The organism is Shewanella zhuhaiensis (genome assembly GCF_022484835.1).
GTDB lineage: Bacteria > Pseudomonadota > Gammaproteobacteria > Enterobacterales > Shewanellaceae > Shewanella > Shewanella khirikhana.
The window spans coordinates 276,414-289,948 of record NZ_JAKUDL010000001.1; the positions used below are offsets into that span (position 1 = coordinate 276,414).

General features: G+C 57.0%; 10 protein-coding genes. 6 read left to right on the forward strand and 4 right to left on the reverse strand.

Features of this window, described 5'->3' with window-relative positions; genetic code table 11:
• Positions 1-30 precede the first annotated feature (30 nt).
• From MJ923_RS01175 to MJ923_RS01190, 4 genes are all read left to right on the forward strand, one after another.
• Positions 31-771 carry an arginine N-succinyltransferase gene (locus MJ923_RS01175; protein WP_420854400.1) on the forward strand — a complete coding sequence of 247 codons (741 nt, stop codon included), beginning with the start codon at positions 31-33 and terminating at the stop codon, positions 769-771.
• A 202-nt stretch (positions 772-973) separates the two neighbouring features.
• A complete protein-coding gene (locus MJ923_RS01180) occupies positions 974-2,152 on the forward strand; it encodes a GGDEF domain-containing protein (protein WP_240589552.1) in 1,179 nt (392 codons plus the stop codon).
• A 165-nt stretch (positions 2,153-2,317) separates the two neighbouring features.
• Complete coding sequence (ybaK, locus tag MJ923_RS01185) at positions 2,318-2,794, forward strand: Cys-tRNA(Pro) deacylase (protein ID WP_240589553.1); 477 nt, start codon at positions 2,318-2,320, stop codon at positions 2,792-2,794.
• A gap of 81 nt (positions 2,795-2,875) precedes the next feature.
• A complete protein-coding gene (locus tag MJ923_RS01190) occupies positions 2,876-4,195 on the forward strand; it encodes a BamA/TamA family outer membrane protein (RefSeq protein ID WP_240589554.1) in 1,320 nt (439 codons plus the stop codon).
• Between the two features lie 94 nt (positions 4,196-4,289).
• Here the strand turns inward: MJ923_RS01190 and MJ923_RS01195 are convergent, their stop codons facing one another.
• Positions 4,290-7,304, reverse strand: coding sequence for a M9 family metallopeptidase (locus MJ923_RS01195; RefSeq protein ID WP_240589555.1), 3,015 nt, complete (start codon positions 7,302-7,304; stop codon positions 4,290-4,292).
• A 332-nt stretch (positions 7,305-7,636) separates the two neighbouring features.
• Between MJ923_RS01195 and MJ923_RS01200 the strand changes: the two genes are divergently transcribed.
• On the forward strand, positions 7,637-8,626 hold the full coding sequence (locus tag MJ923_RS01200) for an NAD(P)H-quinone oxidoreductase (protein ID WP_240589556.1): 990 nt from the start codon (positions 7,637-7,639) through the stop codon (positions 8,624-8,626).
• A 247-nt stretch (positions 8,627-8,873) separates the two neighbouring features.
• The gene (locus MJ923_RS01205) at positions 8,874-9,293 is read left to right on the forward strand and encodes a hypothetical protein (RefSeq protein ID WP_126165716.1); all 420 of its coding nucleotides are present in this window, start codon (positions 8,874-8,876) and stop codon (positions 9,291-9,293) included.
• A gap of 83 nt (positions 9,294-9,376) precedes the next feature.
• On the opposite strand, the gene MJ923_RS01210 is transcribed toward MJ923_RS01205, so the two are convergent.
• The 3 genes from MJ923_RS01210 to MJ923_RS01220 all read right to left on the reverse strand — a co-directional run bounded on the left by MJ923_RS01210 (position 9,377) and on the right by MJ923_RS01220 (position 13,443).
• A complete protein-coding gene (locus MJ923_RS01210; RefSeq protein WP_240589557.1) occupies positions 9,377-10,402 on the reverse strand; it encodes an aldose epimerase family protein in 1,026 nt (341 codons plus the stop codon).
• A gap of 144 nt (positions 10,403-10,546) precedes the next feature.
• Positions 10,547-11,695: a galactokinase gene (galK, locus tag MJ923_RS01215; RefSeq protein WP_240589558.1), complete on the reverse strand. Its 1,149-nt coding sequence runs from the start codon at positions 11,693-11,695 to the stop codon at positions 10,547-10,549.
• 140 nt (positions 11,696-11,835) lie between these two features.
• Complete coding sequence (locus tag MJ923_RS01220) at positions 11,836-13,443, reverse strand: cation:proton antiporter family protein (protein ID WP_240589559.1); 1,608 nt, start codon at positions 13,441-13,443, stop codon at positions 11,836-11,838.
• Between the last annotated feature and the right edge of the window lie 92 nt (positions 13,444-13,535).

Here is a 13,535-nt window from a genome sequence, read left to right on the forward strand (position 1 = left end):
GCGAAGTAACATGCCTCACACAAATTATGCATGAGATCAATGTGGGGACTTTGCATGGACACAACACAAGAGCGAACGCAGAAACCTGGCTTCAGCGGCGCCCAGGTGCTGCTGATTGTAATGGCTGTGATGCTGCTGACCGCAGTGGTGAGCTTTTTTATCATCCGCAGTCATATCTTCCCGAGCCCCTTTACCCCGGTGACCTTAAGCGCCAAAGAGGAAAAGAAGCTCGAAGCCAAGCTGGAAACCCTGGGCTGGGACGTATCCGGCAGTAGCCAGAGTAGTCAAAGCAGCCAAAGCCGCCAGCACAAAAGCAGTGGCAGCCAAAAGGGCGGCAGCAATGATTTAACCCCTGAGCCATACCGGGAGCTGGATGGTGATCGTCAGGTGACCTTCAGCGAAAAAGAAGTCAACGCCATGATTGGCCGCAGCCCTGATTTTGCCCAGCGTCTCGCCATCGACTTTTCCAGCAATCTGGCCAGCGCCAAGATGCTTATTCCTATCCCTGAAGATTTTCCCATCATGGCCGGTGAAACCCTGAGGGTGAACGCCGGGCTCAATATCCATCTGGATCAGCGCCGCCGGCCTGTGGTGTCGCTGGCGGGGGTAAGCCTGATGGGGGTACCCATTCCCAATGCCTGGCTTGGCAATATGAAACAGGTGAATCTGGTGAGCGAGTTTGGCGACAGCGGCTTTTGGAATGCCTTTGCCGATGGGGTGGAGGATATCGAAATCCGCGACGGTGAGCTGTATATCAAGCTCAAACCTTAATGAGTTAATTCAATCAAAGGGCCGCCACAGTGCGGCCCTGTTTTTTGGATCCCGTTGAAATGTATATTAGCAATTCACATTTAACTGAATGAAATACATCGCAAAGTTTGATGGAGTTGCCTGTTTGGCTGAGTTAAGATGGCGACCAGACTGATATAGTGCATTGCATGCGGATAATCCGCCGCGCTGCAAGTGAGTGAGAATGGATGCTTACACCCTTCATATAGCTACCGCGTTTGCCAGCGCCATGATGACCATCAGCATGCTGGGGTTATTCATCGCCAGCCCCCGCGAATACAGTCTGCTCGACTGGTCTTTTGCCGGTATGTGTTTTTTCAGTGGCAATATTCTCACCGTACTGGTTTTCCATTATCCGCTGCCCTTTTGGGTGGTGCCCGTTGTTGTTAATGTCTGCTATTTTGCCGGCCACAGCGCCCTGTTGATGGGGGTTAGGCGCTACTTTGGCCTTAAAACGTACTGGTCGTTGGCGCTGGCAGTGGTGGTGTTTGTTGCCAGCCTGCACTTGCTGCCCTGGCTGCAGGAGTCGGTGAATAATCGCCAGATGTTGCTGTTACCCATGTTGATGGTGCTGAATCTGGCGACGGTCAGCACCCTGTGGCGCCACGCCCCCGGTGAGCTCAAGCTGGCCTGTCTGCCTCTCATGCTGCTGGAACTTGCGTTCTTTTTGCAGTTGCTGCTGCGCACCGCGATTTTGCATCTGGATGCCGATTTGAATTTGACCATGACCGGCAGCCAGTTCTTCCAGACCTCTGGCACTCTGGCGATTTTCGTGTTGCTGAGCCTGGGCACCATGGCCTGCGCCCTGATGGTGATCCGCCGTCAGGAGCTGGAACTGCGGGAGCTGACTATCAAGGATCCGCTTACAGGCTGGTTCAATCGCCGCGCCCTGAACGACATTGCCGTGCGTGAGTTTGAACGCAGCGCCCGCACCTCGTCCGAGCTTGGACTTCTGGTGCTGGATATAGATCATTTCAAAAAAATCAACGACACCCATGGCCACGTTTATGGTGATGCGGCGCTTAAGCATGTGACTCAAACCTGCGAGCGATTGCTGCGGGGTTACGATTACCTGTTCCGTTTTGGCGGCGAGGAGTTTGTGATCCTGCTGCCCGGCAGCGGCCATGATTGCACCCGTAAACTGGCCAGCCGGCTGCGACAGAAAATTCAGGGCGAACCCCTGACCTTGTCTGATACCGAGGTGCTGCTGACAGTCAGTATTGGTGTGGCTCAGCGGCGCGAGCGGGATCAAACCTGGCTGCAATTGATGGAGCGGGCCGATGCGGCCTTGTACCACGCCAAGCAGAGTGGCCGCGATCGGGTGGCTTTCCACAATGGTATGGAACTCAGTCAGGTATTCTGAGTATCGCAGGGCTTCTGTTTTACTCCCATCAAAGCGTGCGGCGCCTCACAGGCTGATTTGCGCGCCAGGGCGCAGTATCACATTCGGCGTTTTTGCACCTTTGTGGGTTTTACCCTGAGCCAAGCTGCTGGCACACTGAACAAAATTATCATCAGAGCCGCAGTTATGACCCCAGCAATCAAGCAGGCCGAAAAGGCCGGTGTTCCCTTTGAGGTGCTCGAGTATCAGCACGATAGCCGTGCTGGATCCTACGGTCTGGAAGCCGCCGACAAACTTGGGCTGGCGCCCGGGAGTGTGTTTAAAACCCTGCTGGTGGCAGTGGACGAAAAGTCCATGCCAATCGCCGTGGCACTGGTGCCTGTGGCCTGTCAGCTGAACCTCAAACTGGCTGCCAAGGCGCTGGGGCAAAAGAAGTTGGTGATGGCAAACCCGGCAGCCGCCGAGCGCTCCAGCGGCTATCTGGTGGGTGGCATCAGTCCGCTTGGGCAAAAGAAGGCCCTGCCGACCCTGATAGACAACAGCGCCGAGGCGCAGTCCCGTATCCATGTGAGTGCCGGAAAAAGAGGGCTGGAAATCGCTCTGGCGCCGGCCGCGCTTGCCAAGTTGTGCCGTGGCAGTTTTGCCGCCATCGCCAGCTGCTGAGCGCAAACCACCGGCGCTGTCAGCCAGGCATAGGCAATCGTATTCGGACATCCACAGGCATTGAAGCACAAGGAAGACACCATGAGATCAACGTTGGCCAAGCTGGCCGTCATTGCAGTGCCTCTGCTGCTGCACAGCAGCCTGGCAAGCGCCGCAAGCCCCAGGGTGAAAAACACCGTCGATCGGGCCGAAAGCCCGGATCGGGTACGGGAGAATCTGGTGTTGCCGTACCTGTTCAGTACCGAGACCATGGGGCTGAACCTCGGTGTCGGCGGCATGATAAAGGGATGGCATCAGGATCAGATGACCCTGGGCGCCACCGCCTTTGGCGGCGATGTCAGCCGCGGCGCCTGGGCCGGGGTATTCAACTATCGGATTGAAGGCACAGAGCGCTGGTTCGCCAGCGCCCACGGGCTGTGGGCCTATTATCCGGATCAACGCGCCTATGCCGGTGGATCCATAGTGCCTGTGCCTGAGGGCACGCCCATTCCCGGCAGCAATGAATCGTCAAACAGCCAATACTTCGAGGCAGATGGCAACTCCAACTGGCTGGACATGCGGCTCGAATATGCCCTGCCCATAGGTGCCACCGCCAACAGTGGCATGGTGAATTATCGGCTTAAGCAGGGGCTGCTTATCTCCGAGCCCAGTGGCGGTAAAGAATGGAACCCCATGACCAGCGGTGCCACCGTGGCCATGCTGAGGTATTTCTCACGTTATCAAAGTTTTGAGTTTGAGAAGCGCCAGCTGGATGGCGACTTTGGTGCGGTGGAACTGGGGCTTTTGTACGACAACACCGACTTCGCGATAAACCCCAGTTACGGCAGCCGTCAGTGGTTGTCATGGTCGACGGACCTTGGCTTTGTTGACTCAGATTTTGAATGGGACTTCTGGCAATTTTCTGCCAGCAAGTTTTTCTCCTTTGGCGAGTCGGATTACGCCCATCAGCGGGTGCTGGCACTGAATCTGTGGAGTGGCTATTCCCCCAGTTGGGAGCTGGAAACCCTGAATGACGGCGCCCGCATTGTGCGCGGCGGCGCCCCCTACAACGAAGGAGCCACCCTTGGCGGCTTCACCCGGATGCGCGGCTACGACCTGAACCGTTTCCACGATAAGGCCGCCCTGTATGCCAGCGCCGAGTACCGTTACACCCTGAAATACAATCCGCTGGCAGATGTAAACTGGCTGCGCTTCCTGCGATTGGACTGGTTCCAGCTGGTGGGTTTTGTCGAAGCAGGGCGGGTTGCACCTGAATATAAGCTGAGCACCCTTACCGACGAGATGAAGTTTGACTATGGGGTGTCGCTCAGGGCCATGACCGCCGGGCTGGTGGTGCGCGCCGATTTGGCGAGGAGCGATGAAGGCACAAACCTGTGGCTGATGGTGGATCATCCATTTTGAGCAAGCCTGGTCCTGTTCAATAGAAAGGCCCGCAATCGCGGGCCTTTTGCTGTCGGTGTAGCCCCCGGCGCCATATGGCGCCGGGGTGTTGGGATTACTGCATATCCAACTGCACAGTCACGCCACTGGTGCCAGCGTCGCCCTGAACCATAAAGTAGTACCAGCCGCTGCCTGGGTTGCTGACACTGATAGATTCAGTGTTGCTGCCAGCTGTGGCGGAAATGGCCTGATAGTTGGACTCGGTAGGCCAGTATCCGCTGGCGCCGTAGAGGCTGACATCACCGCTGCCGTGGGCCGAGCGCAGGGTCAGCTTGGCTGTACCTGCGGGTACGTAGACATAGTAGTCGTTGCGGCCTTCGCTGGCACAAACTGGCACGCCAGATTCCAGCGCTGTGTAGCTCACCGGGCTTTGGCTGGCACAGGCGTTGGTGAGGGTGCCTGGGGTATTGCCACCATTATCGCCACCAGTGTCACCGCCGCTGCCAAGGGCAAGACGCAGGGTCACGCCGCTGTATTCGCTGTCGGTGTTGACCGACACATAACGCCAGCCGCGGTTAACAGTAACGCTGATGCGCTCGCTGTTGCCGCTGCCTTCGCTGCGGGCCTGAGCGTTACCGGCATCCGGCCAGCTGTCGGCATGGAAGTAGAGGTTGGCGTTGCCATTGCCACCGGCGGTGCTGATGGTCACTTCGGTGTTGTCTTCTTCTACCCAGAAGTAGAAGCTGCTGCGACCACCGGCGATGCACTCATCCACGCCGAACTCGAGCTTGCCGTAGTCCTTGGTGGCTGCGCCGCAGTCGGCTGGTGGGGTACCGCCGCCATTGTCGCCACCGCCATTGTCACCACCACCATTGTCACCACCGCCTTGGGCGGGGTCGGGATCGGCCACCACTTCAGTGGTCGACAGCAGCAGATCCACGCCGCCAAAGTCGCCATCCAGGGTCAGGTAGTGCCAATATTCGTTGGGGTTCAGGCGAACCTTAATCACTTCATGGTTGCCGTTGCCGATACCATAGCCTTCGTTGTTTTCGCCGCTGGCCCAGTTGCCGGAGTTGAAGTAAATATCGGCATCGCCCCAGCCGCCGCCGATCTTAATCCAGATCTCGGCATCGCTGCGGCTCTCGTTGGCAAAGGCGAAGCTGGCACGGCCGTTCTGGGCGTCGATACATTCCATTGGCTGGTCGATTTTGAGCTCAGCGTCCTTGGTGTAGCGGTAAGCTTCGTTGGTTACCTCACACGGGCTGTAGTCGGTGCTGATGCTGCTGCCCGGACCCGACCAGTTACCTGTGGTGCCACTGGCTTCGGCGGCGGTGTCATCCGGGCCCTTGTCGACTATGCCATCGTTGGCGGTGGACAGGCCACTGGTGAGCCAGCCGTACCACTCGTTGTCGTAACGGGTGCCGATGTTGTCCATAAAGGTTTGATATTCGGTGTACTTATCGTTGCGCAGGTAGTTAAGAATGGTGCGCACATCGTCGCGGTGGTTCTCAAACATAAAGCGCACCGCCAGATAACCCCAGCGGTAGATGCGGTCCTGACCCGACTCGTAATTGTTTTTGAAGATGGTGGACAGCGCATAGCCCTTGGTTTCGCCCATCTCGATGGCGCGCAGATTGGCATCGCGGTAGCTGATGTATTCCGCCAGACCTTCAACCCACCATACGGTGTTGGCCGACATACCACGGGCAAAGTCGCCGTGCAGATTAAAGCGGCCATCGAGGTAGTGCACGTATTCGTGTTGCAGGTTCCAGACGTGGAAGTCGGGGCGGCGCCACTCGGCTTCATAGGCGATAAAGCGTGCCTGGTTTTTCAGCCCGGCTGGGGAGCCTTCCAGATACATGCCGCCGTTATTGGTATCGATACCAAAGAAGGTGCCGGCGTAGGAGCCATAGTCTTCTGAGCTGTTGAAAATCACCAGTTCCAGATCGTCGTTGTTATCGTTGGCCACTGGCTGGCGGCCGGTTTCCAGCATCTGGTGGAAGTAACTTTCCTGACCTGTCAGCACGGTACAGGCCCAGTTGGCCTGATCCACATACAGCTGCTGGGCCCGCATTTTCAGGGTGTCGGAACACTTGTGGTTGAAGCTTAAGGTTTCGGCTTCCAGTGTGGCCTTGAAACCACAAATGCCGTAGTCGTTACAGTTGGCGCGATCGTAATAATCGGCCATTTCGGCGGCGGCCATCCAAATGGTTTTGCTGGCGTCATTCTTGCTGCTGGAGCTGAGCACAGCTTTTACCAGGGTGCGTACCCGTGACTCCATTTGGGGGATGTAGTACAGACGCGACATTTCGCGCACCGCGTTCACCAGCACGTATTCGGCATTGGTACCAAGCAGGTTGCGGTTGCGGCTCTGGAAGCCATTGAGGGCATCGAGGATGCTCTGGTCGCTGGCAAACAGGGTTTTCATTGGTTCGTCCCACTGGGCGCGGAATAGGGTAGTGAAGACGGCGTTGGCTGCGGCGTTCATGCCAAAGCTTGCCTGCCAGTTGGCGTTGTATTCGTTGAGCACCTTGATGGTGACCCAATTGAAGTGCGCCCCGAGTCCGGCCGAATCCACCAGGATCAGCGCTTCTTTGAGCACCCCGGCGTTGCTGTCGGCGGCAATCCAGGCATTGCTGTTGTTAAACAGGGTGGTCAGGCCGGTTTTGACATCATTGCCAAAGGCGCTGGAGTAAGCGGGCACTAACTCAGGGTTGTACCACTGCACGTAAAGACCGGCGCGCAGGAAGTAAATCAGTGACTCGATACCGCTGCTGTCTGTGCCAGTGTAGCTGGCGGCGCGGCTGTTCACCCCTTGCATGACTGCACGCATGTTGCTTTCGGCAAATAGTGCAGTGGCATCGCTGCCTTTGAGGTTATACAGGCTGCTGACACAATCCGGTGCTGAGGCGGCCAGCTTGCTGACCAGGGCCGAGCCGGACAGGCCGATGAAGTTTTCACATTCGGCGGCAGCCATGGGGCCAGGCAGGCCGGGCATGCCCATTGGACCTTGTTTGCTGAGGGCTTTTTGCACCTCGGCTTGGTGCAGCTGGGTCAGGCCTGTGTGGCTTGCCAGGGCGACCGGGGCGGCGAACAGCCCCAGGGCAACGACCAGGGTATTGAGTTTCATAATGACTCCAAGTAGTGAAATGTCTGCAGGGCAGATGCTTGTTATTGCCGGCGGTAAGGCACACCGGTCAGTTGTTAATCAGGTGTAACAATATAGTCACATAAATAAAATATACAATATATAAACTATGGGGTTTTTATGCTTTTGAAAGGCGAAAGGGAGGTGATTTTTCAATAACAGAAACTAAAACAACAGGATAAAAACACTCAAAATGTGTAAATTTTATACTGTATGCCATTCATGTAAGCGCTCACCAAAAGGTTTCAGTCTTTCGTCCTTTCACTAAGCTGCTATGCTGGGTACAACTTTTGCTGGCTACTGGACCCTGCCCGATGACCTCTGTTTATACCCATGTTGATTTTGCATCCGCCGGTGCGCCGGAGGTGATGACACTGGTGCAAAGCCCCATGCCTGAACCCGCCGAGGGTGAAGTGCTGATCCGGGTGCGGGCTGCAGGGGTGAACGGCCCGGATCTGGCGCAAAGGCGCGGCGCTTATCCACCGCCGCCGGGGGCGTCGCCTGTGCTCGGATTGGAAGTAGCCGGCGAGATAGCAGCCCTCGGGAAGGGCGTCAGCCGCTGGCAGCTTGGTGACAAGGTGTGTGCCCTGGTGCCGGGCGGCGGCTATGGTGAGTATGTGCTTACCCCTGCGCAGCACTGCCTGGCGCTGCCGCAGGGGATGTCTATGGCGCAGGCGGCAGCGCTGCCGGAAACCTTCTTTACCGTGTGGGGCAATCTGTTTATGCGGGCGGGGCTTAAATCGGGCGAGACGCTGCTTATCCAGGGTGGCAGTGGTGGCATAGGTTCCACTGCCATAGTACTGGCCAAGGCGTTTGGAAGCCGGGTACTGGTGACCTCCGGCAGCGAACAGAAGCGTGCCTACTGCCTGAACCTTGGTGCTGACGAAGCCTTTGATTATCGGGACGAGGCACTGGTGGACAAGGTGCTTGCCGCCAGCGACGGCCGCGGCGTGGACGTGGTTCTGGATATGGCGGGCGGCGCCATGATCAATACCAATTTGAAGCTGCTGGCCATGGATGGGCGCATGGTGTCGGTGGCCATGCAGTCAGGCCCCCGGGCCGAGGTGGATATTTTCCGGCTGATGATGAAGCGCATCAACTGGACCGGCTCGACCTTACGCCCCCAGAGCATTGCCGCCAAGGCTGAGATTGCCCGGCAGCTTGAACAGCAGGTGTGGCCGCTGCTGGAAAAGGGTGAGTGCCGGGTGCCGATTTTCGGCGAATATCCGTTGTCAGAGGTGGTGAAAGTGCACGCGCTGATGGAGGCCGGAAGTCACAACGGAAAATTGGTACTTGTGCCTTGATATGGTGTTTTTTTCGACTAAAGTCGGGATTGAACGGAAAAATGAAATAAAGAGGTGAAAATTAAACGCAATATCTCAAAAAATTCGCTAATTTTGGCATTGATTCTCGGAAAGATTCTGTAAGAATACCCAACTTGAAACGTCCGAACTATTCGTACGATTTATCGCAGGGGTGGAGCGCTTCCCCGGCGAGTTATAAAGACCGAAAACTCTTAGTGTATGTGTTGATTAAAAGGTATTGGCATATATGTATAACACGGCGAAGAAACAGGTTTGGTGGGGTGAGTTAAAGACGTCCCGTGGAACCGCCATCGTCATCCACGACAACCAGTTGCCCGAAGCCTCGGCTGGACGTATCTATCTCTATAACACTGAACGTAAAGCCATCGTTGAGTACGTAGAGGACATAGTGAAGCCCAACCTGCACGAGCTGGATGACGCAGCCCTCAAGGCCGCAGAAGGCAAATTTGGCAGCGAGTGGAAAGCGGCGCGTTCGGACTTTTTGGACAAGCAGCAGTCACGGATCAATCTGAATAATATGAAGGACACTCCAGCCCCGGCCCGTAAAGCCAAGGCCGAAGCTGAGCCTGAATATGAAGATTTGAGCGGTGGTGGCAGCAGCAGCGACGATTTCAGCGACGACTGGTCAGACGATTTCGACGATTAACACCGCCTTGCGGTAGCGCAGTCGGCCCAATCGGGCCGACGCGGACTTATTGCCTTTCCCCGGCTCTTTGCAGAGCCTGTCTTTTATTCCGTAATATCAAACTGATAACGGCTGATGTGATGATAGATCTCACCCGGCTGCAGCCAGCCTTTGCCCAAAATGGGCTGATTGGGCGAGTCCGGGATCAGTTGTGGCTCCAGACATACCCCCTGATAGCGACCATAGATTTTGCCGCCACGGCCAGTTTCGCCGCCGAGGAAGTTGGCGCCATACAGCTGGATGCCCGGCTGGTTGGTATAAAGCTGTAACTGGCGCCCAGACAATAGCGATGCCAGGGTTGCGGCAAGCGTCAGCTCACCGTTATTGCCAAGCAGGTAGCAATGGTCAAACCCCTGGGTGGCAGCCAGCGCGCTATGGCTGCGACGGCTGCCAAGGTTATCCAGCTGACGCAGATCCAGCGCCGTGCCTTCGACCGGGTAGACGCCGGTGGGTATACCGGTTGGGTCCATTTCCAGATAGCTGTTGGCATGCATGGCAACCCTGTGGCTGGCGCAGTCGGCCTGGCCATCGAGATTGAAATAGCTGTGCTGAGTCAGGCTCACCGGGCAGGCCTTGTCGGTGGCGGCCATGATCTCCACAAACAGGTTGTTGCCCACCAGGCGGTAATCGAGTTGTACCGAGCAATTGCCGGGAAAGCCCATGTCGCCATCAGGGCTCTTAAGGCTCAGGCGCACTCCATCGGGCAGCAGACCAAGATCCCAGTTCTTGCGGTTGAAGCCTTCGTGGCCGCCATGCAGGCAGTTACCTGACTGGTTCACATCAAGCTGGATTTGCTGGCCCTGATAGTCGAGTTTGCCTTTGGCGATGCGGTTGGCAAAACGCCCGGCAATGGCACCCAAATGGGCCTGCTGGGTGAGGTAGTCTTCGGCGCTGTCGCAGCCAAGTACTATGTTGGCGCGTTCGCCATGGCGATCGGGGGTCCACAGAGAGCGGATAATACCGCCCAGGCTCAGTACCTCAATGGCCAGTTGGCCATTGTCCAGCCGTACCCGCTCAATCTCGCCGCCCCTGGGATCCTGCCAGGGGTCAAGTACCGTATGACGCACCATGAATTGCCTTCCTTATTCATTTAATTTCAACGCACTATAAACGAAAGTCCGGGAGGGCAACAGCGACTGCATTCGTATGCTTTGACGGCACAAACGGCAACACAGATGCCACACAGGCGTGCGGCCATGGCGGGGTGTATTTGCCTAGTTGTCGATGCGTCCGGCACCACCACTGGCGGCGCACATGTAGAGCATGGGTTCCAGCCCGGTCAATTTGGGGTATTCGGATTCCACGGCCTGAATAACGGCATCGGTCAGGTCGTGTTCCACCAGTGCCACCACGCTGCAGGCGTCGGTCATGCGCACGCCGCCGCGAGAACCTACGGCTTTGGCAATCACCTGCACCAGGGTTTCGATTTCGGGCACCATCAGCTCAAAATCGTCCCGCAGTGAAGCATGGGACTGCGCCATCAGCTCCGACAGACGTGCCACATCGCCCCGTTTCAGGGCGCGGCCAGCGCTTTGGGTGCGGGCGTTTTCACTGAGCACATGGCGTACCCGCTTGTGCAGGGTGGCGTCGAGGGTGCCTTGGGCGGCGTCCAGATCATGGGGTTCAAGATCCCGAAGGGAATCCAGTCCGAAATAGTCTGCGGCAGCGCGGCACTCTTCGGCGCGTTGGCGGTAGGTGTCGTCCAGCAGTTTGGGATCCAGTGGCGAGTGCACTATCATCAGGCTCAGATCGTCCGGGATCAGCACGGCCTCAACATCCAGATCCAGACAGTCAATCAACAGCGCCGAGTCGGCTTCGCCAAGGGCACTGGTCATATGATCCATGATGCCGCAGGCATACCCCTGGAATCGGCTTTCGCCGCGCTGTGCCAACTGGGCGATGGCCATGGGGGAGAGGTGCAGTTGGCTGGTGTCGTTAATCGCGGTGCCAAAGGCAATTTCCAGGGCGCCTGAAGAGGAGAGTCCTGCGCCCATGGGCACAGAACTGACCACGGCCAAATCCAGTCCCTTGGGCTTAAGACCTGCGTGGCCCAGCGCCTGGGTAAAGCTCTTAAGGTAGTTAACCCAGTCGCCACCGGCGGTCACTTCGCCTTCTTCGCCAAAGCTCCACTCGCCAAGCTCGCCGGCAAAGGCTTCGGTGATCACCCGAAATTTGTGGTCATCACGGCGCTTTACCGCGATAACTGTATGAAAATTAATGGCAGCCGGCAGTACAAAGCCGTCGTTGTAGTCGGTGTGTTCACCGATAAGATTGACCCGCCCCGGCGCCTGATAGCAGGCGTCGGCCTTGGTTCCGAAGGTTTGGACAAACAGCTTGGTGGCGCGCTGCGCAGGGTTCGACATGCTCACTGATCCCACTGATAACCGGACGCCCCTCTGACGGCGGGGGCTTTTCTCCGTTATATCATGTCTGAAGGAGGTGGCAAACTGAGATTTTTGCGTGACGCGAACAAAGAAAACGCCGCGATTTCGCGGCGTTTTTATCAGGCGTTGGCCTCGGCGGTTTTTGCCGAGGAGGGCATGAGTTCATTGGCCACATGATCCACAAAACCGGCACCCGCCGCTTCATACAGATTGTAGACGCTGTGGACGCCACACTCCCTGAGGGATTCGGTATGTTCCGCATACTGAACAATGGCGCTGATCTTGCCCTGATAATCCTGTTTCTTGAGCTGCTCAACCGCAAACAGGTTACCCGTGTGGTGCGGCATTGCCAGCAGCACCAGTTCCAGATTGGGGGCGCGGTCGAGCTTTTCCCAGAAGTCGGTATCCGAGGCGTCGCCCTGCACTACGTTGCGTCCTTCAGAACGGTGGAACTCCACCAGTTCCTGCTTGTGCTCGATGCCGAGGATCTCGCCGTCAAAGCGCGCGGCCAGTTCATCGTAGGCACCGGAGCCGATACGGCCCATACCCAAAATCAAAAAGCGTGGGTTGCCAATGGGAATGGGTCTGTCCTCGGGGTGCAGTGGTGGACGCTCCATGCGTTTCAGTGGCTGCTGGTACTTCTGGTAAATCTTGCCCACGAGGTTGTTCAGCGGCGCCGCAATCAGGAAGCTTAAGCTGAGCGCCACCGCGATGATGATAAGCCACTGTGACGGCAGCCAGCCTTTGGAGGCGGCCACGGCGGCCACAATCAGACCGAATTCACTGTAGTTACCCAGGTTGAACGAGGCCAGCATCGAGGTGCGCGAGCGCAGCTTGAAGCGGGTCAGCAGCATCACAAACAGGGCGATCTTAAAGGGCAGCAGTGCCACCAAAAGTCCCGCCAGTGCCACGTCTTCCAGGGTCGGCAAGCCGTTGAGACCTATGGTGAGGAAGAAGGCCACCAGGAAGAGTTCTTTAAAGTAAAACAGCGATTTGGCAAGCTCGGATGCCTTGGGGTGTCCTGCCAGCAGCACACCGACAATCAGGGCGCCAAGGTCGGGTTTAAGGCCCACGGCCTCAAACAGCCAGGCGCCCATTACCAATGCCATTACCAGGCCAAACAGCACCAGCAGTTCGCCATGACCGACCCGGTCAAAAGCGCGGTAAATCAGTGGCCGCGCCAACGGCAGCAATAAGAGTGACAGCGCCCAGATGGATGGTACTTCGCCCTTGGAGGCCGTGAGGAAGGCCACGGCGAAGATGTCCTGCATAATCAGGATACCGATGGCGACCCGGCCGTAGAGGGTCTGCATATCGCCCTTGTCTTCCAGCACCTTGACCGCAAACACGGTGGAGGAGAAGCCGAGCGCAAAGGCCAGCAGGGTCAGTTGGTTAAAGCTTAAATCTGTGAGCTGACTGAGCCCCAGAATGCCCAGCAGTTTGAGTACTGGCACCAAAAACAGCATGGTGCCCAGCAGATGCAAACTGGCACCGGCCCAGACTTCGGCCTTGAACAGGCTGCGTAAATCGAGTTTCAGGCCAATGGCAAACAGCAGCAGGGTCACACCCAGATCGGCAAATTGCTGCAGCATTGGCAGGCTTGATTCTTCAATGCCGAACATAAACAGCACAAATCCGGCGACCAGATATCCGATGAGAGGCGGCAGACCGACGCGGTTGACCAGCAGGCCGCAGGCGAGGGTGATGACGAGGATGGCCGGTTCCATGATGCTCCTTTATGGCGTTGGCAGACTTGGGTATTGCGAGTTAAACAGCTTAGTTTACAGCAGAATATTTAATAAAAAATGAAAAAGGCAAA